The organism is Proteus penneri (assembly GCF_003144535.1).
GTDB classification, from domain to species: Bacteria; Pseudomonadota; Gammaproteobacteria; order Enterobacterales; family Enterobacteriaceae; genus Proteus; species Proteus penneri.
Genome location: NZ_PHFJ01000001.1, coordinates 463436 through 489476, shown reverse-complemented (window position 1 = coordinate 489476; position 26041 = coordinate 463436). Strand labels below are relative to the sequence as shown.

Annotated in this window: 27 protein-coding genes and 1 pseudogene; 11 read left to right on the top strand and 17 right to left on the bottom strand. The window is 35.2% G+C overall.

Annotation, left to right across the window (positions count from 1 at the left end; genetic code table 11):
• Positions 1–15: 15 nt before the first annotated feature.
• A complete protein-coding gene (gene lhgO, locus CUB63_RS02440) occupies positions 16–1218 on the top strand; it encodes an L-2-hydroxyglutarate oxidase (RefSeq protein WP_109847370.1) in 1203 nt (400 codons plus the stop codon).
• 63 nt (positions 1219–1281) lie between these two features.
• Here lhgO and CUB63_RS02435 read toward each other — a convergent pair whose 3' ends face one another.
• Positions 1282–2160, bottom strand: coding sequence for a LysR substrate-binding domain-containing protein (locus CUB63_RS02435; protein ID WP_109847426.1), 879 nt, complete (start codon positions 2158–2160; stop codon positions 1282–1284).
• A 171-nt stretch (positions 2161–2331) separates the two neighbouring features.
• Between CUB63_RS02435 and bla the strand changes: the two genes are divergently transcribed.
• Positions 2332–3222 carry a class A beta-lactamase gene (gene bla / locus CUB63_RS02430; RefSeq protein WP_109847369.1) on the top strand — a complete coding sequence of 297 codons (891 nt, stop codon included), beginning with the start codon at positions 2332–2334 and terminating at the stop codon, positions 3220–3222.
• Between the two features lie 205 nt (positions 3223–3427).
• Here the strand turns inward: bla and CUB63_RS02425 are convergent, their stop codons facing one another.
• Positions 3428–3892, bottom strand: coding sequence for an Lrp/AsnC family transcriptional regulator (locus CUB63_RS02425; RefSeq protein ID WP_023582027.1), 465 nt, complete (start codon positions 3890–3892; stop codon positions 3428–3430).
• A 161-nt stretch (positions 3893–4053) separates the two neighbouring features.
• Between CUB63_RS02425 and CUB63_RS02420 the strand changes: the two genes are divergently transcribed.
• The gene (locus CUB63_RS02420) at positions 4054–4665 is read left to right on the top strand and encodes a LysE family translocator (RefSeq protein WP_072064053.1); all 612 of its coding nucleotides are present in this window, start codon (positions 4054–4056) and stop codon (positions 4663–4665) included.
• A 56-nt stretch (positions 4666–4721) separates the two neighbouring features.
• On the opposite strand, the gene CUB63_RS02415 is transcribed toward CUB63_RS02420, so the two are convergent.
• Both CUB63_RS02415 and CUB63_RS02410 read right to left on the bottom strand, forming a co-directional pair.
• Positions 4722–5291, bottom strand: a complete 570-nt coding sequence (locus CUB63_RS02415) for a HutD/Ves family protein (protein WP_006536514.1) — start codon at positions 5289–5291, stop codon at positions 4722–4724.
• A 114-nt stretch (positions 5292–5405) separates the two neighbouring features.
• Positions 5406–6821: an aminotransferase-like domain-containing protein gene (locus tag CUB63_RS02410; RefSeq protein WP_006536513.1), complete on the bottom strand. Its 1416-nt coding sequence runs from the start codon at positions 6819–6821 to the stop codon at positions 5406–5408.
• 136 nt (positions 6822–6957) lie between these two features.
• Here CUB63_RS02410 and CUB63_RS02405 point away from each other — a divergent pair.
• The 5 genes and pseudogenes from CUB63_RS02405 (at position 6958) to CUB63_RS02380 (ending at position 11710) form a co-directional block, all read left to right on the top strand.
• A pseudogene (locus tag CUB63_RS02405) lies at positions 6958–8292 on the top strand (cytochrome ubiquinol oxidase subunit I).
• A complete protein-coding gene (cydB, locus tag CUB63_RS02400; protein WP_006536509.1) occupies positions 8282–9289 on the top strand; it encodes a cytochrome d ubiquinol oxidase subunit II in 1008 nt (335 codons plus the stop codon). The pseudogene CUB63_RS02405 and the gene cydB overlap by 11 nt, the downstream one beginning before the upstream one ends.
• Positions 9270–9431, top strand: a complete 162-nt coding sequence (locus CUB63_RS02395; RefSeq protein WP_006536508.1) for a DUF2474 domain-containing protein — start codon at positions 9270–9272, stop codon at positions 9429–9431. The genes cydB and CUB63_RS02395 overlap by 20 nt, the downstream gene beginning before the upstream one ends.
• 664 nt (positions 9432–10095) lie before the next feature.
• Positions 10096–10479 carry a DUF805 domain-containing protein gene (locus CUB63_RS02385; RefSeq protein ID WP_006536506.1) on the top strand — a complete coding sequence of 128 codons (384 nt, stop codon included), beginning with the start codon at positions 10096–10098 and terminating at the stop codon, positions 10477–10479.
• A gap of 367 nt (positions 10480–10846) precedes the next feature.
• Positions 10847–11710, top strand: coding sequence for a siderophore-interacting protein (locus CUB63_RS02380; RefSeq protein WP_006536505.1), 864 nt, complete (start codon positions 10847–10849; stop codon positions 11708–11710).
• A gap of 86 nt (positions 11711–11796) precedes the next feature.
• Here the strand turns inward: CUB63_RS02380 and CUB63_RS02375 are convergent, their stop codons facing one another.
• The 6 genes from CUB63_RS02375 to phoH form a co-directional block, all read right to left on the bottom strand.
• A complete protein-coding gene (locus tag CUB63_RS02375; RefSeq protein WP_109847368.1) occupies positions 11797–12504 on the bottom strand; it encodes a fimbrial biogenesis chaperone in 708 nt (235 codons plus the stop codon).
• A gap of 12 nt (positions 12505–12516) precedes the next feature.
• A complete protein-coding gene (locus tag CUB63_RS02370; RefSeq protein ID WP_109400545.1) occupies positions 12517–13596 on the bottom strand; it encodes a fimbrial protein in 1080 nt (359 codons plus the stop codon).
• An 11-nt stretch (positions 13597–13607) separates the two neighbouring features.
• On the bottom strand, positions 13608–16121 hold the full coding sequence (locus CUB63_RS02365) for a fimbria/pilus outer membrane usher protein (RefSeq protein ID WP_232240037.1): 2514 nt from the start codon (positions 16119–16121) through the stop codon (positions 13608–13610).
• A gap of 13 nt (positions 16122–16134) precedes the next feature.
• Entirely contained in the window at positions 16135–16827 is a 693-nt protein-coding gene (locus tag CUB63_RS02360) for a fimbrial biogenesis chaperone (RefSeq protein ID WP_109400546.1), read from the bottom strand.
• A gap of 46 nt (positions 16828–16873) precedes the next feature.
• Positions 16874–17464: a fimbrial protein gene (locus tag CUB63_RS02355; RefSeq protein WP_072064062.1), complete on the bottom strand. Its 591-nt coding sequence runs from the start codon at positions 17462–17464 to the stop codon at positions 16874–16876.
• Positions 17465–17920: 456 nt separating this feature from the next.
• Positions 17921–18706, bottom strand: a complete 786-nt coding sequence (gene phoH / locus CUB63_RS02350; protein WP_006536497.1) for a phosphate starvation-inducible protein PhoH — start codon at positions 18704–18706, stop codon at positions 17921–17923.
• A gap of 351 nt (positions 18707–19057) precedes the next feature.
• Here phoH and CUB63_RS02345 point away from each other — a divergent pair, with 351 nt between their 5' ends.
• Positions 19058–19501, top strand: coding sequence for a methyltransferase family protein (locus CUB63_RS02345; RefSeq protein ID WP_088495402.1), 444 nt, complete (start codon positions 19058–19060; stop codon positions 19499–19501).
• 5 nt (positions 19502–19506) lie between these two features.
• Here CUB63_RS02345 and CUB63_RS02340 read toward each other — a convergent pair whose 3' ends face one another.
• On the bottom strand, positions 19507–20484 hold the full coding sequence (locus CUB63_RS02340; RefSeq protein ID WP_109847366.1) for an endonuclease: 978 nt from the start codon (positions 20482–20484) through the stop codon (positions 19507–19509).
• A gap of 253 nt (positions 20485–20737) precedes the next feature.
• Here CUB63_RS02340 and CUB63_RS02335 point away from each other — a divergent pair, with 253 nt between their 5' ends.
• Positions 20738–20920, top strand: a complete 183-nt coding sequence (locus tag CUB63_RS02335; RefSeq protein WP_069369016.1) for a hypothetical protein — start codon at positions 20738–20740, stop codon at positions 20918–20920.
• Positions 20921–20924: 4 nt separating this feature from the next.
• Here CUB63_RS02335 and CUB63_RS02330 read toward each other — a convergent pair whose 3' ends face one another.
• The 6 genes from CUB63_RS02330 to CUB63_RS02305 form a co-directional block, all read right to left on the bottom strand.
• Positions 20925–21398, bottom strand: coding sequence for a threonine/serine exporter (locus CUB63_RS02330; protein ID WP_161669346.1), 474 nt, complete (start codon positions 21396–21398; stop codon positions 20925–20927).
• Positions 21389–22192: a threonine/serine exporter family protein gene (locus CUB63_RS02325; RefSeq protein ID WP_006536489.1), complete on the bottom strand. Its 804-nt coding sequence runs from the start codon at positions 22190–22192 to the stop codon at positions 21389–21391. Before CUB63_RS02325 ends, CUB63_RS02330 begins: the two co-directional genes overlap by 10 nt.
• Positions 22193–22578: 386 nt before the next feature.
• Positions 22579–23016: a universal stress protein gene (locus tag CUB63_RS02320; RefSeq protein ID WP_006536488.1), complete on the bottom strand. Its 438-nt coding sequence runs from the start codon at positions 23014–23016 to the stop codon at positions 22579–22581.
• Positions 23017–23082: 66 nt separating this feature from the next.
• Positions 23083–23421 carry a hypothetical protein gene (locus CUB63_RS02315; RefSeq protein WP_072064066.1) on the bottom strand — a complete coding sequence of 113 codons (339 nt, stop codon included), beginning with the start codon at positions 23419–23421 and terminating at the stop codon, positions 23083–23085.
• A gap of 118 nt (positions 23422–23539) precedes the next feature.
• Complete coding sequence (locus CUB63_RS02310) at positions 23540–23968, bottom strand: universal stress protein (protein WP_006536486.1); 429 nt, start codon at positions 23966–23968, stop codon at positions 23540–23542.
• Positions 23969–24110: 142 nt separating this feature from the next.
• Positions 24111–24995: an NAD(P)H-hydrate dehydratase gene (locus tag CUB63_RS02305; protein WP_109847364.1), complete on the bottom strand. Its 885-nt coding sequence runs from the start codon at positions 24993–24995 to the stop codon at positions 24111–24113.
• A 274-nt stretch (positions 24996–25269) separates the two neighbouring features.
• On the opposite strand from CUB63_RS02305, the gene CUB63_RS02300 reads away from it, so the two are divergent.
• Positions 25270–25491, top strand: coding sequence for a DUF2594 family protein (locus tag CUB63_RS02300; RefSeq protein ID WP_006536484.1), 222 nt, complete (start codon positions 25270–25272; stop codon positions 25489–25491).
• Positions 25492–26041 lie beyond the last annotated feature (550 nt).

Sequence of the window (26041 nt, the reverse complement as noted above, 5' to 3'; positions counted from 1 at the left end):
TTCACTCTTTGTAAAATGGATAATATTATGACTTATGACGTTATTATCATCGGTGCAGGATTAGTCGGATTAGGCGTTGCCAGTGCATTACAAGAAAGCCAACCTGAACTTAAATTACTGGTGATTGATAAAGAATCAGGCCCTGCTGTTCACCAAAGTGGGCATAACAGTAATGTTGTTCATTCAGGTATTTATTACACACCAGGAAGCCTTAAAGCAAGGTTAGCAAAACAAGGCAATATTACGACATATGCGTTTTGCCAACAACATAATCTCTATTATGACCGTTGTGGCAAAGTTATTGTTGCTACCAATGAAGCAGAGTTAAAAGCATTAGAAAATATCTATCAACGTGGTATCGAAAACGGGCTTGAAGTGATCAAAATGACGGAAGCTGAGCTTAAAGTCAGAGAGCCTTATGTCAATGGTATTGCAGCTCTATTAGTTCCGGATGCAGGTATTGTGAATTACCCTGAAATTGCGGCGAAACATGTTGAAATTATTCAATCACGAGGTGGGAAATTTGCGTTTGGACAAGCGGTTACAGCCATTAATGAAACCGATGATACTGTCACCATCACAACATCCAATAATCAATTTACAAGCAAATGGTTGATTAATTGCGCCGGTTTATTTAGCGATCGTATTGCTAAAATGGCAGGCTATGACACAGGTATGAAAATAGTCCCATTCCGTGGTGAATACTTTATGCTTAATACTAATAAAAACTACTTAGTAAACCATCTTATCTATCCCGTTCCTAACCCTGACTTTCCCTTCTTAGGTGTACATTTTACGCGTATGTATAACGGACATCGCGATGTTGGGCCTAATGCAGTATTGGCATTTAAACGTGAAGGTTATAAAAAAAGCGATATTAACTTAAAAGATCTTGCTGAAGTGCTCACTTATAAAGGATTTTGGAAAATTGCTGGAAATTATTTAGGTGAAGGAATGGCGGAGCTTCGTCGCTCATATTCACGAAAACTATTTACGGCAAATGCACAAAAACTCATTCCTGATTTACGTGAAGCAGATATTCATCCTGGTCCTGCGGGAGTTCGAGCTCAAGCATTAACTCGCGAAGGGAAATTAGTAGATGATTTCCATTTTGTGAAAGGTAAACGTTCATTACATGTGTGTAATGCCCCATCACCTGCTGCAACAGCGTCTATTGAGATAGGACGAGAAATAGTAAAAGAGCATTTTTCTTTGTAATTGAAAGACGATACTGCGAGTAAAAATAATAAATAGCACTGAAACTCATCAGTGCTTTTTATATCACTCACAACACTCTTTTAGTGCTTCATTTATTAGCCACTGCTGAAATATTTCCATTGAGGCGGTCATTGGTTTTGACTTTAAATACGTTAACCAATACTTACCCATTTCAACTTCTATTTTAAAGGGCTGTACTAACTGTCCATTCTTAATTTCTCTTGAAAACATTTTTGCTGGAGCTAATGCAACTCCCCCTTCATAAATTGCACTTTCAATCATTAAACGTGAGGAGTCAAAAATAGAACCCGTTATTTTTATCGGTGATATTTCTGCTTTTTCAAACCATTTTAACCACTCATCTTCTCGATATGAGCGATATAAATTTTCATTTATTAAGTCAGTTGGATAATGTAGTCGTTTTGCTGTTGTTGGTGAGCACAAGACCGTTAATGGTGCAGAGAATAAGGCTTTATTATGAGTTAAAGGCCATAACCCTTCACCAAATCGAATAGCAAAATCCAATCCTTCGGTAGCCAAATTAACCACATTATTATTGGTTCTCAAATTTACTTCTATTCTTGGATAGAGTTGCCTGAATTCAGCCAATCTGGGTAATAACCATCCCACAGCGAATGTGCCGACAGCCGCAATGGAAACCACATCTCGATATTCACCACATTCAAATTGTTTAAATACACGCTCAATATCACTAAAAGCTGTTGTTAATACTGAAAATAAGATCTGCGCGTCATCAGTCATTTCTAAGCCTCGAGGTAGTCGCTTAAAAAGAGTAACACCAAGTCGATCTTCTAACATCCTCACTTGTTGGCTAACAGCCCCTTGAGTGACATACAGTTCTAATGCCGCTTTGGTAAAATTAAGATGTCTTGCTGAAGCTTCAAATGCACGTAATGCATTTAGGGGGAGATGAGTTCGCATAGTACGTTTAGCCATTAGATTTTCTATAAGCTAAGGTGATTTATTATCGATTGTCAATAAATCAATTAAATAGGATATTGCACCGTATAAATAAACGGCTCTATATCTACGCAATAACTGTCTATTTATATTGATATTTTCTTCATTAAATTAATATGAGCAACAATAACTATGTTTAAAAAAACATTTCGCCAAACTGCTGCGATCGCAGTTTCATTAATATCTCTATTGGCATCCGCCACTCTATGGGCTAACACCAATAATACAATTGAAGCGCAATTAAGTGAGCTTGAAAAATACAATCAAGGTCGTTTAGGAGTGGCTTTAATCAACACGGAAGATAACTCACAAATAACATACCGTGGTGAAGAACGTTTTGCGATGGCAAGTACAAGTAAAGTTATGGCTGTTGCGGCTGTTTTAAAAGAGAGTGAAAAACAAGCGGGATTATTAGATAAGAACATTGCGATTAAAAAATCTGACTTGGTTGCTTACAGTCCTATTACAGAAAAGCATTTAGTAACAGGAATGTCTTTAGCTCAATTAAGTGCAGCCACCTTGCAATATAGTGATAATACGGCAATGAATAAAATTCTAGATTATTTAGGAGGACCTTCCAGCGTTACTCAATTTGCACGTTCAATTAATGATGTAACTTATCGCCTAGATCGCAAAGAGCCTGAATTAAATACAGCCATTCATGGTGATCCTCGTGATACCACCTCTCCAATTGCGATGGCTAAAAGCCTTCAAGCATTAACATTAGGTGACGCATTAGGTCAATCTCAACGCCAACAACTTGTTACTTGGTTAAAAGGTAATACAACAGGTGATCACAGTATTAAAGCGGGTTTACCAAAACACTGGATTGTTGGCGATAAAACCGGTAGTGGTGATTATGGTACAACTAACGATATTGCCGTTATTTGGCCAGAAAACCATGCACCATTAATTTTAGTCGTTTATTTTACACAACAAGAAAAAGATGCAAAATACCGTAAAGATATTATTGCTAAAGCTACTGAAATTGTCACAAAAGAGTTTGCCAATTCATCTCAATAAAAATAAATTTCTTTATTGATAATCTAAACAAGAAATTAAATATAATAAAGCTATTTATTAGCTCCATTATTAAAGCGGGATTATTTAACTTATAGTTACAAAAAGTAGTTATAAAAAAGCCTCAGTTCAATTTTGAACTAGAGGCTTTCTCTACTCACATATTATGTGATGATTAAAAATCAACTAAATCTAGATGATTAGAAAATTAAAGTGGTAAAGCAAAACTCACTTTTACCGTTTCCATTGGTACTTCTGTTTTTATACTTTGGATGCTTGGAATTTGCGTTAAATAATCGGCATGAAAGCGACGATATGTTGCTAAATCTTTCGTCACTATTCGAATAAGAGCATCGCATTCACCCGCCATTAAATGGCACTCAACCACTTCAGGTAATACTTTGATCGCCTTTACAAATTCTTCAATAGTTTCAGCATCTTGTGCTCTAAACCAAATTCTTGCAAATAAAGATAATCCCGCATCAACCTTACTACCATCTAATACAGCAACATAACGAGTGATCACACCCGATTCTTCAAGTAAACGCACACGACGAAGACAAGGAGAAGGTGAGAGTCCAACCTCTTTTGCTAGCTCAATGTTCTGGATTTTGCCATCACGCTGAAGCACCTGCAAAATATGTTTATCTATTTTATCTAATTTTATTGACATCAAAGATTAACCTTAATTCTATTTGTGGAATTTTATTGCCAATTAATTCTTTTTGTTAGCAACAAAGCAACCCGATTTTTTCGAAAACATCATATAATCTTTCCGCTAAATTTCACAGCAAAAACGATCTTTCTCTTAAACTATCTCTGTCAGGTGAAAAGATGGAATTTAACACTTTATTATTATTTGCACTGACTGTTCTACCGCTGATATGTACACCTGGGCCCGATATTCTTTTTATCTCATCCCAAGGACTATCCGGAGGTATGAAATCAGCATGGATTGCCAACACTGGCGTTATATCAGGCTATTTAACTCATGCATTATTGAGTGCATTAGGGCTTGCCGCCTTAGTATCAGCATCCCCCATTTTATTTCATTTACTTAAATGGGTTGGTGTGTTTTATATCAGTTATCTTGCAGTCAAAATGTTGATATCCGCCTGCAAAAAAGGCCAATTAGCTCTCGATGCCTCAAAAACCTCACACTTATTTCGTAAAGGTTTTTTAACTAGTTTTCTTAATCCTAAAGGGCTATTAGTTTATCTCGCTATTTTACCAAACTTTATTGATCATCATAATGATATAGCAACACAATCATTGCTGTTATCTGGGATATTTATCACGACTTGTTTAATTATTTATGGTCTACTCGGCACCTTTTTTGCTTATATTGGCTTAAAAGGCGGTTTAAGTGAAAAACGTCGTCGCTATAACGATGGTATTGCAGGTGGATTACTCACTTTTGCGGCAATTAATTTGGCTTTAAATTAACCTTAATCCTAAGCACTATTTATTATTCTAGTCAGTATTTGACCACAAGAATGCCTCTATTTAAGTGGTCGAATATCTGACCATAATAATTGGCAATTTGCGGTTAACGGTCTTATTTCACCTTCTCGAATATCAGGTAGCCACCAAGCCCCCTGTCCTTTTGATAAACTTTGGCAAGTCGCGCCTAGTAAAGTCCATTCACCTTGAGTGACATAAATTAACCCCGCATGAGAGCTAGGCAAAATAAGCGGTTGTGTTACTAAAGTCGTCTCTGCTTTCCAGCATGTTCTTCGCACCATAATATTTAGGCATTTTACGCTGCCTTTAATAAGTTCAGATTTAACATAGGTATCACCTGAAAAATTAAAAGACTGATAAGCGTCTGTAACGGAATGACTAAGAAAATCTGGACTAATTAAATTGATACCATTACCTTCTAATAACACTATTTGCCGTTCAATATCAGGAAATTGACCTAATGAGCTATTTTCTTCGATAGAGGTTAAACACGCTCGCCATGAAAAATCATTATTAACTGGCCAGCACACAATTTCTTGCGTTGTGCCTTTTTGATTATTCCATGATATAAACGGTAACTCTTGTTGATCAAAACAACGTAGCTTCATTGTATCCTCCTGCAATATCTGGCTATCAGTCTGATAATGAGGTTAAGGATTAATCACTGGAGATTACCGCCAATAAATCAATAGGTAACTTTTAAAAGTGTGCACTGACGTCAGCTATTTACGTCGTAAGTTCTTGCACCCTGCACCTATTATTTCCATTCCTTTTTCAGTACGACTATTCCATTGAAAAGAAGAATTTAAACGAAATGCATGATCAAATTGGGAGCTAGTGGAAAACATTGAACCAGGCGCAATACTGACACCTCTTTCTAGTGCAAAATGATAGAGTTTATTCGCATCAAATGTTGATTCAAACTCTAACCAAAGAAAATATCCTCCTGATGGAATATTTACTTTTACATCTTCTGGTAAATACGTTTGTATCGCCTGTAACATACGATAACGTCTTTGTTCTAATACTAATCTTAATCGACGAAGATGCGTATCATAACCACCTTGTGACAAATAATCGGCAATAGCTTGTTGTGTTGGCATACTCGCAGATACTGTACTCATCATTTGCAACTGCTGTATTTTTGTTGCGTGTTTTCCAGCGGCAACCCAACCTACACGAAATCCTGGCGCAAGACATTTAGAAAAAGAAGCACAATGTAAAACGCTATTTGTTTTATCAAACCCTTTTACTGGCATAGGTGCTTTCTGGCTGTTATAGAGTTCACCATAAACATCATCTTCGATTAGCGTTATCTGTTTCTTCGCTAATATGCCCACCAGCCTTATTTTATTTTCATCAGGCATTGTTCCACCTAATGGATTTTGACAATGACTCATCAACCAACAAGCTTTAATATCGTATTGCTCAACCACTTTTTCGAGTTCATCTAAACAAATTCCTGTTACTGGATCTGTTCTAATGGCAATCGCTTTTAATCGCAAACGCTCTATTGCTTGTAATGCACCATAAAATGCAGGTGATTCAATCACAACCCAATCACCCGGTTCAGTAACGGCTTGCAAACTAAAACTTAGTGATTCCATTGCGCCGGCAGTAATCACAATTTCATCTGGAGAGACATGAATTCCTTGTAATGCATAACGTTGTGCAATGTTACGGCGTAACTTTTCATTTCCCGGAGGTAGATTGATCACTGAACTTTGCGGCGCTAAATGTCTTGCAGCAGAAGCTAACGCCCTACTTAATTTAGGCTGAATAAATAAACTGGGATCGGGGAAAGCGGAACCAAAAGGAATAATGTCAGGATCTTTACACGCTTGAAGTACATTGAAAATAGAGGTGCTTATTTCAACATTTTCACTCATGTGTAACCCTTTGCTGGCTGTCACTTGACCGAAACGGTTATTACGATGTGCAACGTAATAACCTGATTGTGGTCGCGCTGCTATCCATCCTTGACTTTCTAATAACTGATACGATTGTAAAACCGTCATTAAACTTAAACCAGATTGTTTCACCGTATCCCGTAATGAAGGTAAACGGTCGCCAGATTGCCAGATATTATCTTCAATTTGTTGACGTATTTGCGCTGCAAGCTGTTCATATCGAGTCATATAAAACTGTTTACCTCAAAACTGTTATAGTTATTTTTAAACTTATTGTCACTATTATAGCTTACTGTCATATGGTCTACTAATCCACACGATTTACCTGCGATTTACATTTTTATATCAATAAAACGAGGTTTTTATGCTTGGGTTAAGTGCCTTTGATTTGGCGCGTATCCAGTTTGCGTTCACAGTTTCTTTTCATATTATCTTCCCCGCAATTACTATTGGACTGGCTAGTTTTTTAGCCGTACTGGAAGGTTTATGGTTAAAAACGCGCAATAAGGATTATTTAGCGCTATTTCATTTTTGGTCAAAAATATTCGCTGTTAACTTTGCGATGGGCGTTGTCTCTGGTTTGGTCATGGCCTATCAATTTGGAACCAACTGGAGTTTTTTCTCTGATTTTGCGGGCTCAATTACAGGCCCTCTACTTACTTATGAAGTACTTACCGCTTTCTTCTTAGAAGCAGGTTTCTTAGGCGTGATGCTGTTTGGTTGGAATAAAGTAGGTGAAAAACTTCACTTTTTCGCCACTTGTATGGTGGCATTAGGCACATTAATGTCTACGTTTTGGATCTTGGCTTCAAATAGCTGGATGCAAACACCGCAAGGGTTTGAAATTATAAATAACCAAGTCGTTCCAGTAGATTGGATCGCCGTTATTTTCAATCCATCGTTCCCTTATCGTCTTGCTCATATGGGGGTTGCCGCTTTCCTTGCCTCTGCCTTCTTTATTGCGGCATCTGCCTCATGGCATCTACTCAAAGGCCATAAAACATCAGCCATGAAAAAGATGCTTTCAATGTCTTTATGGATGATTTTAATTTTAGCACCAATTCAAGCACTCATTGGTGATGTTCATGGTTTAAACACCTTAAAACATCAGCCCGCTAAAATTGCCGCTATTGAAGGTCATTGGAAGAATGAACCGGGAGAAGCGACACCGTTAATTCTCTTTGGTGTACCTGATATGGATGCCGAAGAAACGAAATATAAAATAGAAATTCCTTATCTTGGTAGCATGATCTTAACTCATAGCTTAGAGAAACAAGTTCCAGCATTAAAAGAGTTTCCTAAAGAAGATCGACCTAACTCACTTATCGTTTTCTGGTCTTTCCGCATTATGGTTGGCCTTGGCATATTAATGATTTTCGTCGGTGTTTGGGGAACTTGACTGCGATATAAAAAGAAACTTTATGAATCTAAGACCTTCTTACGCTTAACGTTTTTAATGGCGCCTTCGGGACTTATCGCTATTCTTGCTGGTTGGTTTACAACGGAAGTAGGTCGTCAACCTTGGGTTGTTTATGGCATACAGCGAACACGAGATGCTGTATCTGCACATGGTGAAATGCATATGAGTATAAGCCTGCTGATCTTCTTAGTCGTTTATAGCTCTGTATTCGGTGTTGGATATGCCTATATGTTAAAACTGATCCGCAAAGGTACACCGGAGGTTCATCATGGGAATTGATTTACCAGTTATTTGGTTCATCATTATTGTATTTAGTACGCTAATGTATATCGTGATGGATGGTTTCGATCTTGGTATCGGTATGCTTTATCCATTGATTAAAAGTGACCAAGATCGTGACGTAATGATGAATACTGTTGCCCCTGTATGGGATGGTAACGAAACATGGTTAGTTCTAGGAGGAGCAGCATTATTTGGCGCCTTCCCATTAGCTTATGCGGTTATTCTTGATGCTTTGGCAATGCCTTTAACATTAATGCTTGTCGCACTAATTTTCCGTGGTGTTGCCTTTGAATTTCGTTTTAAAGCCGATAATAATCACAAAGGTTTTTGGGATAAATCATTTATCTTTGGCTCTATCTTAGCCACTTTTATGCAAGGTGTTGTCGTTGGTAGCGTTGTTCAAGGTCTACCGGTTGTTAATCGCGCCTTTGCAGGTAGCTATTTTGATTGGCTGTCGCCTTTTGCACTTTTCTGTGGTTTTGGTTTAGTTGTCGCCTACTCCTTATTAGGATGTGGCTGGTTGATTATGAAAACCGAAGATCATTTACAACAAAATCTATATAAGGTTGCTAAACCTCTTGCTCTCATTATGCTTGCCGTTATTGTGGTCGTCAGTGTATGGACACCATTAGCGCAACCTGCAATTGCTGAACGTTGGTTCACATTGCCTAACCTTTTCTTCTTTTTACCTGTTCCTCTTTTAGTGTTGTACAGTACTTGGTTAATTTTGCGCTCAGTGAAAAGACAAGGGCATTACCTTCCTTTTTTTGGCGCGCTCGCTTTAATTTTCTTGGGTTTTGCTGGGTTAGGGATAAGCATTTGGCCTAACATTATTCCACCTGCAATTAGTTTTGTAGATGCATCGGCTCCACCAGAAAGCCAAGGATTTATGTTAGTTGGCGCGCTGTTTATCATCCCTATTATTCTCGTTTACACATTCTGGAGTTATTACGTTTTCAGAGGAAAAACAAATTATGAAGAAGGTTATCACTGATCCACAAATACAAAGTAAACCCTCATTATTAAAAAAATGGGGATGGTTAATTACTATTTGGTTTTGTAGTGTTTTAGCCTTATTCACTGTTTCTTCCCTCTTTCGCTTTTTAATGACGTTAGCCGGAATGAAAGTCAAATAAAGGTAAAGTATATACAGCAATATAATTAACACCAAATACGATAAACTATAAAATAAAATTAAAGAAAGGGCTGAAGTTATCTTCGGCCCTTTTATCTTTATTTAAGATAGTGGATTGCTCTTTCATGTCATTAAAACTTAACCTATTCTTATTAAATATTCTTTTAGTAACTAATTTTATATAAAGTTTTTTGTTATAAAAATAAGGCACAAAAGTAAATATTTTCATTTATCCATAATTAACTAAATTTAAATCAAATTATTTGATAAAATCACTTTAATTACATCATTTTTGATTAATAATAAGAGATAAAATCTTTTTTATGTATTCATTTTCGATAAATAAAGATGTAGAAAATCCTGTAAAAACTATCTTTTCTAAAAATAAGCTGGAATGAATGTTGAATTAAGTTTTCAAAGTAATTATGATATCGCCGCCTAGCAGGTTCATATCTGTATTATTCTATAAAGGCACAAAAAATGTGTCATTTAGATATGCCTTATGACTAATTCAAGAATTAAATCCACTCCCTATTAAAAAGGATGGATAATAGATGATCTCTGTTCAAAATACATATTTTGATAATTTAGATTTATCTTAATTGCTAAGAAAGATCACTTACACTAGGCTTACTCATTGTTGCTACTAAATTAAGGATGAAATCATGAATTGGTATTTGGAAGTCATTAAAAATAATTATGCTAACTTTTCAGGACGTGCTCGTAGAAAAGAATATTGGATGTTTACTCTAGTAAATACCATTATTATTACCATCCTATATGCTATTGTGATTTCATCAATAGACATGAATACGGGTGAAATGAGTGGGTTAGGTTCAATTGTTGGTATCATTTTAGGTATTTACTCTTTAGCTATTATCATCCCTAGCCTTGCCGTGACTATTCGTCGTTTCCACGACCAAGATAAATCAGGTTGGATGTTCTTACTTGCATTTATTCCTGCTGTTGGTGGATTAATTGTTTTTGTCTTTATGTGCCTTGAAGGTACTAAAGGTGACAACCGATTCGGCCCAGATCCTAAAGCTTAATCTATTACTAAATTAATATAACAATACAGTGAGTGTGCCTACTAATAAGTTTACTCACTGTATTCATTTATTCTCCCGCCTTTATTACGACCATCTGAAAACATCTTTTCTTTAAAGAAAATAACACCAACTCATCTTATCCCACATTGCGCTTCGTATTTTTATTTACCTTTGACTTCTTTAGCTAATGCCTCAACGTTATCAAATCATACTTATCACATTGATTATTATCTTCTTATTTTTAATTTGAACCTAATCACACTATATAAATAAAAAATACGCATTCCTTTACTAAATCAATATTAATATTGATAATGACTATCATTATTAATTGAAAATGATAATATCTACATCAATAAAAAATTAAATGAGTCAGGTAAAAAAAGTGAGTAACCAAAAAATATCTCAAGAAAAAAACATTTATAAACCCGCTCCTCCTCGCCTAGTTCAAGTAAAACATATTACTGATGTTACACCGGGAATGCGCTGCATCACCTTTACGAGTGATGATTTAGATACTTACCCAGCAGATACTGCGGGGGCACATTTAAAAATATTCTTACCTTTAGAAGGCCAAGTTAAACCAACAGTACCAGGCTTTTCTGAGAAAGGCCCTACATGGCCTGAAGGCGAACCAAAATCGATTGTACGTACTTACAGTGTTCGTGCTATTCGCCCCGAACAAAAAGAGTTAGATATTGAATTTGCAATACATGACGATGCTGGCCCTGCTATTCATTTTGCACTAAATGCTAAGCAAGGAGACTATATTGGGATCACTAATCCGGGTGGACCTGCTCCTTTATTAGCACCAGCGTCGCATTACTATATGGCAGCTGATCCAAGTTCATTACCTGCTTTAATGGCTTTGATAGAAACCATGCAACCTAATGTTCAAGGGAAAGTCATTATACGAGTAGAGGACGAAGCGCATCGCCAAGAAATTAAACGTCCTAAAGGCTTAGAGATAATCTGGTTAATCGGTTCTGTTGAAGAACAAACTCAAAACTTGATTAATGAATTTACGTCGTGGAAATTACCAACTGAAGATGTGGCATTTTGGATTGCTGGTGAAGACAAAATCATTCGTGCATTAAGACGTCATATTCGCCGTGATAACGGTTTCGATCGCAGCTTAATTTATGCTATTCCTTATTGGCGTTTTGGTTATGACGAAGAAGGCTATCACGCTGAACGTCACCATGTTATGGATAACGAAGACGTAAGCTAAGCGATAATTAAAGACTAAGCGTTGGCTGTACGGACTGCATATTAACTTCTTCAGTAATATGCAGTCTTTTTTATTATAAAATATAACTAATGTATATTCTTCTTATCTTGCTGATAATTTCCATCATCATCTATATAGATGACTGTAATAACTTGGTTAGTATTAATTCGTCCTTTATATTCGACTTCCTGTTTTGAGAAAGGCGCTATCATGGTGGGCTCAATTAAAGATTGCTCTATATTCTCTTGTGTATACATTTTTGAAATCGTAAAAAAATATGCTGAAGGATTATTAATCTCTAAATTCTGCTGTTTCTTTATAATTTCAATCTGTTTAAAAATAGTGCTACTGGTTAATTCAAGTTGTTTAGGACGATAGAAAAGCTTGATGCGAGTTTGTAATGCTAATTGTAACGTATTGGCATTTTCGCTGCTGTTAGGTCTAGGTGGAATATCAAGCACATTAAGATAAAAAATAGATTCTCTATCTTGAGGCAATTTATTTTCTAATTGTTGTATTTTTAATTGTGCTCCCCCATTAGCAGAGACTTTCATTATAGGAGGAATTACAATGAAAGGCGCTGTTGTCGTCTCAGGCGTTGATGCAATATCACCATCATCTATCCAAGATTGAACTAATGTTGGCTGTTCACTGCGATTAAAAATTTGCAATGATAGTGTTGATTTGTCCATGGGGAAAATTAAACGTGTACGTTCAAGTACCACACTTGCCTTTGCTATGGATGTTATAAGCGTAAATAATAAAATAAAACTAACATTTATTATTTTTTTCATTAGATACACTCTTTAGTCATAAGACATCACTAATGTCGCAGTGCTTGTTATTTTCCCTTGAGTAACTGAATTAACACTATAAGGATAATAATAAGCCCCCATATTTATCGAAAATGCAGAGGATAAGTTGCCACCTTGATTAACACTGAAAATACTGGTCGCACTGCCTTGAGAATTAATATTGTCAGAAAAAATAACGGGGCTATTGATATTATCACTTTTTACTACACGGAATCCGATCCCCCCCGCACCTTGCGCTGTTGTATTAGTTAATATAGTTTTGTCTGTCGCCAATAAATTTTGGCTCGATAAAAACATCTTAATATTTCTAGACGCTTTTGAACCACTTAAAAAGTCTTGGCACGTAAAATTTAATGTAAAAGGCGTGTATCCTGCTTTATCTACCGTTTTTGCATCTTTTACACTGATTAATGGCAATGAAACAACTAAACCCGCATTAGAAAAATTACAGGTTGTCATGACAGGATTATAAGTAATTAGCATTGGTTGTAAGAAAATATCATTTTGATCAACTGGCCATTGCCACGTTAATAAGAATTGCACAAGTTTAATAACAATATTAAGTAACCACTGAACTAACCCAACACTCGATGCATCTGACGCTAAAATAACAGGATTAACAACCGCTGTATTTCCACTCACCTCTTTATAATTGGTCGAGGGTTTACTACTCAATAACGTAAATTTTAAGGTGAAATTAGTATCTAAATCTGATGCAGGGTGTGTTCCCGCTGAAATATTCGTTACATTATCTTTTTCTAATGCCGTTAATGTAATAGAGACAAACTGCTTCCCACCATTAAAACCAATTGTTCCCGTTCGACCATCATTAAAAGGTGAGGCAATACCCACAGTATTAGGAAATAATACTCCTCTTGCATTACATTTAAAGGTACCCGGAAATGTTGTTCTACTCGTTTTTGTTACAGTTGTTGAAGCTGCATTTAAATCTGCAGATAAATCAAAGTTAATATTGGGTGCCGTAATAGTTTCCTCAGGTTTACAATTAGCAATTGCCTGTTGGCTTATCGCACCTAATAAAATTATAAATATAAAAGCTGGTGATTTCATAGCGCTTTCCTTTATCGACAAATATTACTATTTTTATCCATCGTATTTATTAAATGCTCCACAACACATTCCATCTTTTCAGCTTTATTTAATTTTATAAAGAGTGAAGAAGGTAACTCATCACTTTTTAAATAAAGCACACTTGATTGTCCGACATAACCAATACTCTCTTTTTTACTATTTAAAACTTCCGTACCGAAAGGTAAACTTTCATTATTTTCTAAAGATGCTTTAATAATAAATGTCTTACGTTTATCCGTTGTTAATGTGAGGTAATTAACTGCGCCTAAATACGGAGCCACCTGAGTTGTATTTCCAACAAGCTCGGCATTTGAAGGCATTTCGGTATTTGTCAAAGTATAATTATTTGTACGATAAGGGATACTATTAGGCACTAATACTATTCCTTGATTATTGGTTAATGTGGCTTTATTTCCATTAACCATCATATTATTGGCCATAGGTGCTTCGATAAGAGTATAGGTATTCCCTGTATTACCTGAAAAAACAATATGATTAGGTACGGCAACAACTGTTCCTCGAGCACCTAATCCCCCCTGGCGATAATTATTTGCTTCCGTATAAGATGCAGATAATGTGCTATATGGATGACGATAACTGACATTTGCACCGACTAAATTATTTCCACCCGTTTGATTTGAACCTGTTAAAGTATAATTAACTAGGTCATCTTTACCTGCTGTTCCACTCATACTAATTGTAGATTGCTGGTAACGTGAATCAGCCGCATAAATTGAATTATTAATATTGGCTCTTTTATCAAAAAATGAAATCGGCACACTAATATTAAAATAATAACGAGTCTCGTCTTTATTATCGTAATTTCTTAACTTTGAGACAGAAAGATTATACGCAATATCCTTATAATTATTTGAATAGCCTAACTGATACTCGCGATTACTCTCATCTGTATTCCAATAGTTTCGATGTGTCCCTGAAAGAAAAATAACACCACGTTGTCCACCCAAATATTGATTAAGATTTATAGTAAACGTATTTTTTGCTCTAGAACCTCGTAGTGCATCAAACGTTGATAAATCAAGATCAGATATTGCATTATTATTATTTTGTTGTTGAGCAATATCATTTTGATAATCTTTCCAAGCTTTATAGTTGTCATGGGCATAAATTGAATCTACAAAGCTATAATAATCACGAGTAGAATAACGATAAGCAGCCAATGTTAAATTGGTTAATGTTGCATCCATATATTTACTATAAGCGAGACGAAAGCTTTGTCCGGTTTTTTTACCCGTCTGTAAATCTGCACTTGCATGTGTTATATCTGCTGAAATTGCCCCGAATCTAAAATTCCAGCCACTACCTATCAATGCAGAGTAATAATCTTCACTGGCAATGCCTCCAGCATAAAGTGTAACAAGGTTACTTAAGCCATAATGAAACTCACCTTGTGCAAATTTAGGTCGGTAATCAGTATTATTAATCCGTGATTCCCCCAGTATCACGTTATAGCGATATACACCTTCTTTTAGCATGTCGGGCACGGCTGAAAATGGCACCGTAAATGACTCTCTTCTACCATCAGCTTCTTGAACAACCACTAATAGATCACCACCACCAGCTGTGGGTTGAATATCTCGAAAAGAAAACTCCCCAGGAGGTACATTTTCTTGAAAAACTAAATTTTCATTTTGATAAACACTAACTAATGCGTTTGTTTGTGCAACACCTCGAATAATAGGAGCAAAACCTTGACTTGAGTTAGGTAGCATTCCCATTTCTGTTGCCAACGATGCTCCTCTAAATGCAATGCTGGTAAAAAGTGTTGCTGGTGTATAAAAATCACCAATTGTTAATCCCGAAGTTATCTGACTAAACGCCTTATAAACATAGCGTGTATTGTTTTTCCATTGGCTGTTACCATGAGAATAATAAGAGTAGTTAGATTCATCTCTAAACTGCCACGCACCTAAATTAATACCTGAATGAATATTGGCAAAAAAATTTTCGTTATTGCTTTTACTTCCTTTTTTTTCTTTATAGTTATAGTAATTCAAATTATAAGACAAAATCAGTGCAGAAATACCTTGTTGCCAATAACTCGGATCAACATACCCAACTTCTGATTTTTTCACCGAAATTTGGGGAGCATTAATATCAAGCCTTAATTTATTTATATCTAATACCGATGTCACACCTTTTGCCAATTCATTTGATAATATTGTTTTTTGTTGCACAAGTTTTTGTTTTGCGGATAAAGATAAATTTAAGCCCAGTTTATTTACATCTACTGGCTCAAAACTAACCTCTGCATGTTCACCCGTTACATTTATTTCAAATTGCCCTTTCCATTCTTGATTAACATAAACATCAACAAGTTGTTTTCCTTCAGGGATTTTATCGTCGATATAAAATCGTGAAATATCTCCATTCTTTGAATTCCCAACAAGCAAAGATGTGTCAAATCCCTCTGCGTACAGATTTTGAGTGTAATGTTGTATTCCTAAAAAAATAAGGATTGAGAGATATCTTGGATTATTCACGATGTTATCTCGATTAGAGTTTAATATTTTGTGATTTATAAACACCAAAATCATCAACATAAATAACAACAACGGAATTACTTTTTAATGTATTAATTAATGGCAACTCACGAGAAGATAACGGAGGGATCATTTCAGAATCAACAAGCGTAATACGAGGTGTCTCTTGTGTAGAAATAGATGCTATTGTGAAATGATACTGTGAGTTATTTTTTACTAGAACTTTATTGCCATTTAATTGGTAAGTAATTTTTTCATTAACAGTCTCTGGGTTATCAGTAAGTCCTTTGGGGCGATAAAAAACTTTAATTCTTGTTTTCATTGCTAATTGAAGATAACTCTTTCCTTTTAATGCTTCCACATTTTCTGGAATATCTAATACATTTAAATAATATACTTTTTCAAGATTTTCCGATGGTATCTTATCGGAATTTTTTATTCTTAATGTTTGCCCTTGCATTCCTGCAATTTTTACAATAGGTGGATATAAATAAAAAGGAGAGTTCGCATCTTCAGGCGTTGAGTTTATATCTCCATCATCAATCCAACTTTGTACCAAAGAAGCTAAATTACCATTATTTGTCAATTCGATATTAACACTATCAACACCTTCATAGTAAAGAACGCGGGTACCATTAATAATAATGTTTGCTAATACGGCTGAAGGTAATATCAAGATAATTAAAAGTAATATTAATTTTTTCATTATAAGCACCCAAAAAAGCCAGACCCATTGAGTCTGGCTTTTTATATTATAAATAAGATACTGTATAAATAACGTTAGAGTGTACAGGTCCTGTTTTAGCTGCTGTTGCATTTGTTTTATAGTAACTGGCAATTAAGCGTAGAGTATCTGAATCTGGCGCTGTTTTATCGCCTTTAATACCTGTATCAAAAGTTGCATTTAGAGGTATAGCAACTGTTGGCGCAGCAGGTGTTGATAAACTAAAACCAACATTCTTTGCAACTAATGGATCATTTTCATTCGCAGTATCATTGACTAAATATAATCCACTTGTTGAAATAGTATTTGCAGATGAGAAATGTATCTTTAAATTACTGCCACTTGGTGTAGATGCTGGAGCACAATCAGAGAATGTCAAAGCAAACTCTTTTTGATTTTTGGCAATAACAGTATTTGCTGTTGTTCCTGCATCCGTTACGGTAATAGGATCTAATAGAATAGAAAAGTCCGCACTATTTCCTCCATTAATAGTACAAGTGGTATCACTAATAGCACCAGAGAAAGAAATTATTCCTCCTGCGCTATTTGTTGCAGCAAATGCCGACGACGACAATATAGCCACTGATAATAATGACAGTGGGAGTTTATTTTTAAACATATATAACTCCAGAATAGATAAATATTTAATTAGCAAAAATAAGATTCTATTATTGCCATCATTAACTAAAGGTGTGAAAGGATACCCTAGTCAATTTGATATTAGCCATACTTTAAAAACTCAACAAATAAAATTTTTTTATTTTTTAAAAATTGTGATTTAAGTCAAATATAATTAGCAACCACTCTTTACCAACATATAGAACATTAAAATTTAATTTCATTACAAAATTCATAGATAATAAACACAAAAAACAATAAATATAAAAACAATAACAGTTAATTTATTAATAACAAATCTAAAAAAATACTAAAAAACATCATTGGAATTATTTATTTGAATTAATTATTCCTTGATTAATAAAAAAATAGATAAAAATAAAATCTAAAAAATCAATAAAAAAGACCACATATTAATGTGGCCTTTTTCACTCAATATAAAATTCTTCTGTTCTATTTAATTATTATAAGCAGCTAATACATGCTGGCATAATGTAGAACGTACACAATCTTCTTGCATAAATTTAATCACACCTACTCGACTATTAGCCTCAAATCGAATAAGAGCATCCGCTAATCCAGACGATACACCAGAAGGTAAATCACACTGTGTAATATCTCCATTGACCACAACAGTGACATTTTCACCCATTCTGGTTAAGAATAGCTTCATTTGATTAACAGTAACATTCTGTGCTTCATCTAAAATAACAAATGCATTTTCAAAAGTACGGCCTCGCATATAAGCAAAAGGTGCAATTTCAACTTTTCCAATTTCAGGACGTAAACAATATTGTAAGAATGAAGCACCTAAACGTTTCACTAATACGTCGTAGACAGGACGAAAATAGGGTGCAAACTTTTCAGCAATATCACCAGGCAAGAAACCGAGATCTTCATCAGCCTGCAACACAGGTCGAGTAACAATGATACGTTCTATTTCTTTATGAATTAAAGCATCGGCAGCCATTGCAGCACTGAGGAACGTTTTACCACAGCCGGCTTCCCCTGTAGCAAAAATAAGATTCTGATGCTTTATTGCATTCATATATTGGCGTTGCACTTCATTGCGAGGAGATAACACACGTTCATCACGTTTTTCTCTCGCCATGCCAATAGTATCAATATCCCCAAATCCCGGTAAAACCATAACATTATCTCGGTATGCCCCATTACGTTGTTCTTTACGTGAAGTGCGTTTATTTTCTCGGCGTAAACGTGTTGCTGCTTTTTGTCTACTCATAGTGGTATTTACCCTTGTTAGTCTTCAAAAAGTCATCGACATCTCTGTTTGTATTCCATTCACTTACCGATGAGTCCCCTTCAGACTCTGTCTAGTCGCAGAAAACAAAAAAACCGGTCACAATCCTGAACATTAAACATCAATGAACGGTTGTTGCCGGTTTTCTGTGAGTAACGAGATATTTCCATTGCTTCTGTCATTCATATTCCCCATCATGGAGTTAGAGTGAAAATTAACGAAGCTTTATGACAGTATAATGACAAAAGAAAAATATTTTCAATACTAAGATGATTTATAACGAGATGGACTTAACATAAAAATAACAATAAGTGTTATTTTTGGGGGGAGTAAATGAATTTCTTGCGATTACCTTTTATTTATTGGTTACTACTTAACCTAATTCCATTTATTGGTTTTGAACTTCACTCTGGTTCTCTCAAAATGGGCTTCTTTTTTTACCTCGGTTTACTCACCATTACGACTTCTGGGATCTGGCTTTTTTATTGCCTTTCATTTTTTATTAAACAAAAAACGTCTCCTAATCCCAATCACACACCTCGACAATTAGTCACAAGTGGTCCTTATAAAATAAGTCGCAATCCTATGTATCTCGGCTTTTTAGACATTAGTATTGGGTTGTTTTTTATTTTTGGTAATTGGGGATTTTTGGGTGCAGCAATTGCGTTTTACTTTATTACTGATCGCTATACGATAGTACGTGAAGAGAAAATCTTAAGTGAGTTATTTCCGCAAGCGTGGCAACAATATTGTCGCCACGTTCGTCGTTGGATGTAATACGATTAGGGTTGTTTACAGTTATTAGCTAAACGGTAACCAGCCTTAATTGCTTCACTCTCCGTTTTAAACAAAACCGCATTTTTATCTGACATTGTTTTATAACCGGAGCAATGTGCAAAATGGTAGATCTTGCTATTTATATTACCTTTAATACTTTCAGATTGTGATGCATTTACTTGTTTAGATGTTTCAATTTTAGTGGTCTGCGTACTATTTGTTGCAACTAATCCGATACCACTATTTTTATGCCCTAATTGCCATTTCATTTCACCTGTCACAAAGGGATTGTGATATCCAACAATACGAGCAATACGATTATCACGCTCTTTTTCCCATGCTGTTGGTGGATAAGCTTTATCCCAAGCCATTAATAACTGTTGTTGCTGACGTGACATAGAAAGGTTATAGCGATCATGTAAGTAGAAATAAACCCTTGCTACTTGGCCTTTAACTTCATTACGAGGTTCAAAGGTTCGTGAAGCAAAATCAACGCGACTATGGCATTGACCATAATAGTAAGGCGCTTGTACAGGTAATTGCCCAAAACTAAAATTGCTACGATCGCCATTAACTTCACCTATAGATGGCGCCAAATTGTGTAAATCTGCTTCAATCTTGCCAAATATAGGATCGTTTTTCACACAATTAGTTCGGCCTCCATTTTGCCAACATTGACGTTGATGACCAAAAACCCATGCAGGTACAATGTGCTCCCACTCTATACGTTCCGCTCTTGTTTGCTGGGTTCTGACTTTATAGCCACAACTAGCTAAATCAACACGCCCTCCAGATTTACCTACCCATTTCCAATCACAACCACAATAAATAGTACCTTGTGACTTTTGATTTTGATCATAATAAATACGTTCTTTTGCTATCTCTTTCGCTTTTGTAAAATTTTCAGGTGCCTGTGCTTGAATATTTAGCGTAATAAAAAACAAACCCAACACAATCGCGGTATAGTGTAATATTTTTCTCAAAGTGGTATCTGCCTTACTCTTTGTTTTATTAAACCCAATAAGAATTATCTTTAATAACCAACTGATAATCTTATTTTTATTTCGCCTAATCTTACCTTTTTTTTATTTATTTTTGGCAATCTTTCTTGCTATTTTTTATATAAAAAATAAAACAATAAGCGTGAATGGTGATAGAAAAAGCCGTTATTCTCGACATTAACGTAAAGGGGATTTGCTATGGTTTAATCCATCAATGATTTGGAGAAACTTAAAAATGAATGAGAATATGCTGAATTTGATGGATGAATTAGTCGAAATAACAAAAAAGCATGCGAATAACGAAGATGTTAAAGCACATGCCAGTTTAGAATCTGAAAATAAATTACGAATTCAAATTATTATTTCCGATAAAAATGAATTGGATATTACATTAAACTCTCTGCAACACGCAATATAAGTCATTATACACTCGGACGCTTGCGATATAACCATAATCCCGGCAAAGATAGCCCGATAGAAAGCGCACCGACAATAAATGAAGCTTTAAGGAAATTAGTAACTAAAGCTTCAAAAATTTCTGCGCTATAACCAATTTGCGTTAACTTCACCACTGAGATCATCGCTATATATGCATTTATTCCGGGAAACATCGGAATAACAGCAGCAACAGTAAAGACTTTTGGATGTGCAAGCCACCAGCGTGACCACTGAATACCAATGCACCCCACTAAAATAGCAGCACAAAAACTTGCCCATTCAATATTCATACCACTCATTACTAATACAGTACGAGAGCCATGGCCTATTGCTCCTAATAGTGCACAATATTTTAATGCTCTTATAGGCACATTAAATACCATCGCAAAACCCACAGCAGGAATAGCTGCTAAAATCATATCTTCAATCAAGGTAAGGATTATCGTTATTATGCCCAATCTCTTAACCCCCATACTGCCATAGCTAAAATAACCCCTAAACAGGTTGCCAATGTTAACATTGTTGCCATTGCCCAACGCGCTAAGCCAGTATTAACGTGCCCTTTAAACATATCAGCAACAGCATTAATTAAAGGAAATCCGGGAACTAATAATAAGACGCTGGCAGCCATTGAAATAGTCGCCGTAGTTTGAAAATAAGAGAGTTTTAATAATAGACCTGAGACTGAAGTCGCTACAAATGCCGTAATACAGAAATTAATTAATGGATTCATTTGACGATGTGTTAATACTTGGCGGACAAACATACCAAGGCCACCGCCAATAGCAGAAACTAAAAAGCCATCCCAATTACCACCATTTAGTTTAGAGAAACAACCACACGATAAGGCAACCATAAAAATAATCGCCCAACGTGGATAACGTAATGGTTTTATATGCTCAAATCGTTTTCTTGCTTCATAAATATCTGCTAGGTGATGTTCGACCAAAATAACAATATGCTGAACTTCTGTCACAACATGCATATTAATGCCACGGTCGACTATCTTTCGTGTTGATGTTTGGCAATGCCCGTTAACAATAGTGGTTAATACAACCGCATTAGCAGAAATTGCACTTTCGACTTGATGTACACCTAAAGCTAAACCTAGACGAGTTGAAAGCTGTTCAACCAGCATACTTTCTGCACCATGTTGCAATAGCAACAGCGCAGTTTGAATACATAACTTAGTAATTTCACGCTGTTTATCTTGTGAAATGGCAGTGCACTCCGCCATTATCTCATTATCCATACTATGCCTTAGTTTTAATCAAAACGAGCTATTACGACTATAAACTTTATCGCATAGTCCGCTCCTCGCTCTATCATCTTTCACTACTATTATGAACAAATAAAATATTTTAGGCAGTAAGCAGATCAATTTTATAGATGGATGGTTATAAATATTGACATAAGAAGTACGGTGTAATGATAAAATACCTTCTCTTATTTTTAACTTGCTCAATCAAATAGCTATTACTGGTTTAATAAAAAACACTCATACAAAGTGCTTTATAAACTAATTTAAGCAATTACATTCACAAATCAATCTAAAATTAACCATGCTTGTATGCAAAAATAAAAACCCCTAAATAGGGATTTAGGGGTTGCGTACTAATTTCTAATTTTATAAAAATGTTAGCGAACGACTAACACGGATTGTTTAGCATAAGCGACAATACCTGATGCATTCGATCCCAATAGGTGTGTTGAAATACTTGGCCGACGAGAGCCTATTACAATCAAATCAGCATGAATTTTTTCAGCGAGTTCTAAAACCTTATCTCTTACAGAACCAAATACAGCTGAAAATTCAACTTGTTCATTTGGTAAATCAATACTATTAGCTAATTCTTGCAGTTGTTCTTGTACTCGCTCAAGTGCTTTATTTGCAAAAGAACTGAGCATGTCATAATGGTAACTATAACTAATAGAGAAACGTGAAATATCAGGAATAGCATGGAAAAGATGCAGTTTCGCACCTTCTAATTTGGCAATATAAACAGCATGTTGTAAGGCTTTAGTCGTTAACTCATCTTCTGAAATATCAACAGGTACTAGAATTGTCTTGTACATAGCAACTCCTCATTATCAGATTATTGTCTGTTTATTATTGTAGCGTTAACCCCTCAGCTTGCTTATTTAATCTTCTTCAAGATGCCATTTATGCAATTGTCGATGAATAAAAGGTGTCACTACAAGCCCAATTGATAAAATAAAAACACACTGAAGAAATAAACCATAGATTGCAATAAAAAAGCGTCCTGTTGGGGTTGCAGGTGCTGGCTCTACGGGTTGGCCACTTAACATAGAGATTGCATTTAATGAAGATTCCATAAAGGTATGCCCTTCAATTAAATAAAATCCTAATACGCCTGGTAATAATCCTAAAAAAAAGAAAATAGAGCCTATTACATAATAGCGTAAGATGCGTAGAATAAAATGATCGAGCCTTAAAAGTTCTTCGGTAAATTTTTCCATTCTTATCCACTTTCTAGACTGTTTATTCAATAAACTGCTGATGAAATAAATAAGATAAGCTACGCAAAAAAACTAAAAAATATGCTATGAGGGATGCTCATAGCATATTAGTAATATATTAACGAACAACTAAAACTGAAATTTCAGCATAGCGAACAACTCCCGCAGCTGTAGAGCCTAATAAATGAGTGCTAATATTAGGTCTACGTGAGCCAATCACAATTAAGTCTGCTTGAATATCTTTTGCTGTGACTAAAATTTCATCACGAGGCGAGCCAAAAGTAACCGTATAAGCGACCTTTTCAGCAGGCAAATCCACCGAATCTACCAATATTTGCATATCATTTTCTGCTTTTACTGTTGCTTTATCTTTAATTTCTGGATAACCCAATGAATAAGCATTAATGATTGCTGAAGAGATAGGAAGAACATGAATTAAATGTAAGTTAGCTCCTGTTTCTTTTGCTAAATACACAGCATGTCGTACCGCTTTACTGGTTAACTCTTCTTCCACAATATCAATAGGCACTAAAATCGTTTTATACATAATAACTCCTCTCAACTCTCCATTTACCTTAATCCTATCGCAATAACCCAAAGATTACTGTGAGTGAATTAACTAAAAACAACCTAATCTTAATATAAACCTACTTTAATTATTAATATGTTAAGCTAAAAAATAAAAGTGATTATTCAAAATAATTTGCATTATGTTGCTGTGTTAACGTCCATATTTGATTGCGAATATTGCGGATCGAATCAATCAATTCTGATGCAGTTAATCCTATTGGACCAATACCTTTTTTAACTAAGATATCCGCCGACATTCCATGTATCCAAACTGCACTTCTTACCGCATCAGACATTGTCATCCCTTGTGCTAAAAAACTTCCCATCACGCCTGTTAGCACATCACCACTCCCTGCTGTTGATAATCCACTGTTACCTGTTCTATTAATTATTATCTCCCCTGCAGGAGAAGTAATAACTGTATTTTGACCTTTAATAATGGCCCAACAATGATAAGTTTTCGCAATTTCTTTTGCCGCTTCTTCTCTATTATTTTGAATATCATTGAGTGTGCAATTAAGCAAAATAGACGCTTCTTTAGGATGTGGGGTTAAAACACAGTGCTGATTAAGTGAGAGTGCTGATTTAAATTTAGCCATTAACACTAATGCATCCGCATCAAAAACATAAGGTCTATCTTCATTACGCTGTGCTAAAGCTATTGATAAGATCTTTTCAGAATTTGCAGATAATCCCAATCCACAGCCAATCGCCCAAGCAGAAATATCTTGCCGATTTATTAATTCTTGTGCTGTTTTAAGCATAAGTTCTGGCGCACTATCAATAAAAGGGAGAGGAAGTTGTGGCTGAGCAAAACCGAGAAATACTTTTCCACATCCTGCTTTTAATGCACTTTTACCTGCTAACACAATAGCACCGCTCATTCCTTCCGCACTACCTACAATGCCTAATGTGCCAAATGTCCCTTTATGTGTATTTCCTGATTTACGCTGATAAAGTGCGGGATAATGAGTGATCGCCTGTAATAGTTGTTCTTCATTCATATTATTCTCCCTGTTTTTCTGCATTTCTTCTGATTTCTTGCAATGATTGCTTTACCACATTCGGCTTGTATTAACGTTCAAAACATAACGTTCAAAGTATAGCGTGATTTCAACAAATAAATGGGGGCACTAGCTATTTTATCTCTTTATCATGCTAACCATTTCAATATGATAAAATGCTTTCATTATCACTATTCATACCTTGCTGAGACTTTGCTATTCTAATGATCTCGCTTGATATGATTTATAAATTGAAAACAAAGGAACGTAAATAATGAACGAGAAGTTTAAAACACAAGCAGATGTGGAAACATTAGCAGAAGAAGTGGCTTGCTTAAAAACACTAGTCACCTATATGTTAAAAGCATTAGGTCAAGCAGATGCTGGGCGTGTTATTTTAAATATTGAACGTGCTATTGCTGAAGTTGATGACGAAAAACAAGCAGAGACTTTCCGCAATACGATTAGCCAAATTAAAACAGCCTATCGTCAATAATACGTTTATTTTCAAATAGAGTACTTGCACATATTTTTATTCCATTTTCTAAACTTTTTGTGCTGCACAAATAAACAAAAGTTGGTTTAAAACTTCCTATATACTCAATCTCGAAATAAACCATTCTTTATTCATTTAGCTACCCCTCTATCTTTGTAGAGGGGATTTTTTCTCTTTTATTCCTTCAATTTTTCTATTCAAATGATAATGAGTTTGTTTTCTTTTTGATGTTTTTTTATCTAATAGTCACCGTCATAGCTTCTTTTTTATTTAATACTATTTAGATTAAAGAGTAGAATTAGAAACTTTTCTATTATTGCCAATGTGAGCATAAACTAACCTTTGAAATACAATACATTAAAGTTACCTTTATGATAGCTGATGTTCACTTAACTCTTTTTTATTCTGATTTTTGTATTTAAAGCGCAGATTTTTTATTTTTAACATAAATAAAAAATAGCTGTGTGAGATGTAAATAAAGATAAATCCTAATATTATTATATTTTGAGTTAATTTATTTATTGTAAATAATTAAATTTTATTAAGTAAA

Bases quoted from the DNA above. Each gene is read 5' to 3' on its own strand.
- lhgO (WP_109847370.1), top strand. From the start codon at position 16: ATGGATAATATTATGACTTATGACGTTATTATCATCGGTGCAGGATTA.
- CUB63_RS02435 (WP_109847426.1), bottom strand. From the start codon at position 2,160: ATGCGAACTCATCTCCCCCTAAATGCATTACGTGCATTTGAAGCTTCA.
- bla (WP_109847369.1), top strand. From the start codon at position 2,332: ATGTTTAAAAAAACATTTCGCCAAACTGCTGCGATCGCAGTTTCATTA.
- CUB63_RS02425 (WP_023582027.1), bottom strand. From the start codon at position 3,892: ATGTCAATAAAATTAGATAAAATAGATAAACATATTTTGCAGGTGCTT.
- CUB63_RS02420 (WP_072064053.1), top strand. From the start codon at position 4,054: ATGGAATTTAACACTTTATTATTATTTGCACTGACTGTTCTACCGCTG.
- CUB63_RS02415 (WP_006536514.1), bottom strand. From the start codon at position 5,291: ATGAAGCTACGTTGTTTTGATCAACAAGAGTTACCGTTTATATCATGG.
- CUB63_RS02410 (WP_006536513.1), bottom strand. From the start codon at position 6,821: ATGACTCGATATGAACAGCTTGCAGCGCAAATACGTCAACAAATTGAA.
- cydB (WP_006536509.1), top strand. From the start codon at position 8,282: ATGGGAATTGATTTACCAGTTATTTGGTTCATCATTATTGTATTTAGT.
- CUB63_RS02395 (WP_006536508.1), top strand. From the start codon at position 9,270: ATGAAGAAGGTTATCACTGATCCACAAATACAAAGTAAACCCTCATTA.
- CUB63_RS02385 (WP_006536506.1), top strand. From the start codon at position 10,096: ATGAATTGGTATTTGGAAGTCATTAAAAATAATTATGCTAACTTTTCA.
- CUB63_RS02380 (WP_006536505.1), top strand. From the start codon at position 10,847: ATGAGTCAGGTAAAAAAAGTGAGTAACCAAAAAATATCTCAAGAAAAA.
- CUB63_RS02375 (WP_109847368.1), bottom strand. From the start codon at position 12,504: ATGAAAAAAATAATAAATGTTAGTTTTATTTTATTATTTACGCTTATA.
- CUB63_RS02370 (WP_109400545.1), bottom strand. From the start codon at position 13,596: ATGAAATCACCAGCTTTTATATTTATAATTTTATTAGGTGCGATAAGC.
- CUB63_RS02360 (WP_109400546.1), bottom strand. From the start codon at position 16,827: ATGAAAAAATTAATATTACTTTTAATTATCTTGATATTACCTTCAGCC.
- CUB63_RS02355 (WP_072064062.1), bottom strand. From the start codon at position 17,464: ATGTTTAAAAATAAACTCCCACTGTCATTATTATCAGTGGCTATATTG.
- phoH (WP_006536497.1), bottom strand. From the start codon at position 18,706: ATGAGTAGACAAAAAGCAGCAACACGTTTACGCCGAGAAAATAAACGC.
- CUB63_RS02345 (WP_088495402.1), top strand. From the start codon at position 19,058: ATGAATTTCTTGCGATTACCTTTTATTTATTGGTTACTACTTAACCTA.
- CUB63_RS02335 (WP_069369016.1), top strand. From the start codon at position 20,738: ATGAATGAGAATATGCTGAATTTGATGGATGAATTAGTCGAAATAACA.
- CUB63_RS02325 (WP_006536489.1), bottom strand. From the start codon at position 22,192: ATGGATAATGAGATAATGGCGGAGTGCACTGCCATTTCACAAGATAAA.
- CUB63_RS02320 (WP_006536488.1), bottom strand. From the start codon at position 23,016: ATGTACAAGACAATTCTAGTACCTGTTGATATTTCAGAAGATGAGTTA.
- CUB63_RS02315 (WP_072064066.1), bottom strand. From the start codon at position 23,421: ATGGAAAAATTTACCGAAGAACTTTTAAGGCTCGATCATTTTATTCTA.
- CUB63_RS02310 (WP_006536486.1), bottom strand. From the start codon at position 23,968: ATGTATAAAACGATTTTAGTGCCTATTGATATTGTGGAAGAAGAGTTA.
- CUB63_RS02305 (WP_109847364.1), bottom strand. From the start codon at position 24,995: ATGAATGAAGAACAACTATTACAGGCGATCACTCATTATCCCGCACTT.
- CUB63_RS02300 (WP_006536484.1), top strand. From the start codon at position 25,270: ATGAACGAGAAGTTTAAAACACAAGCAGATGTGGAAACATTAGCAGAA.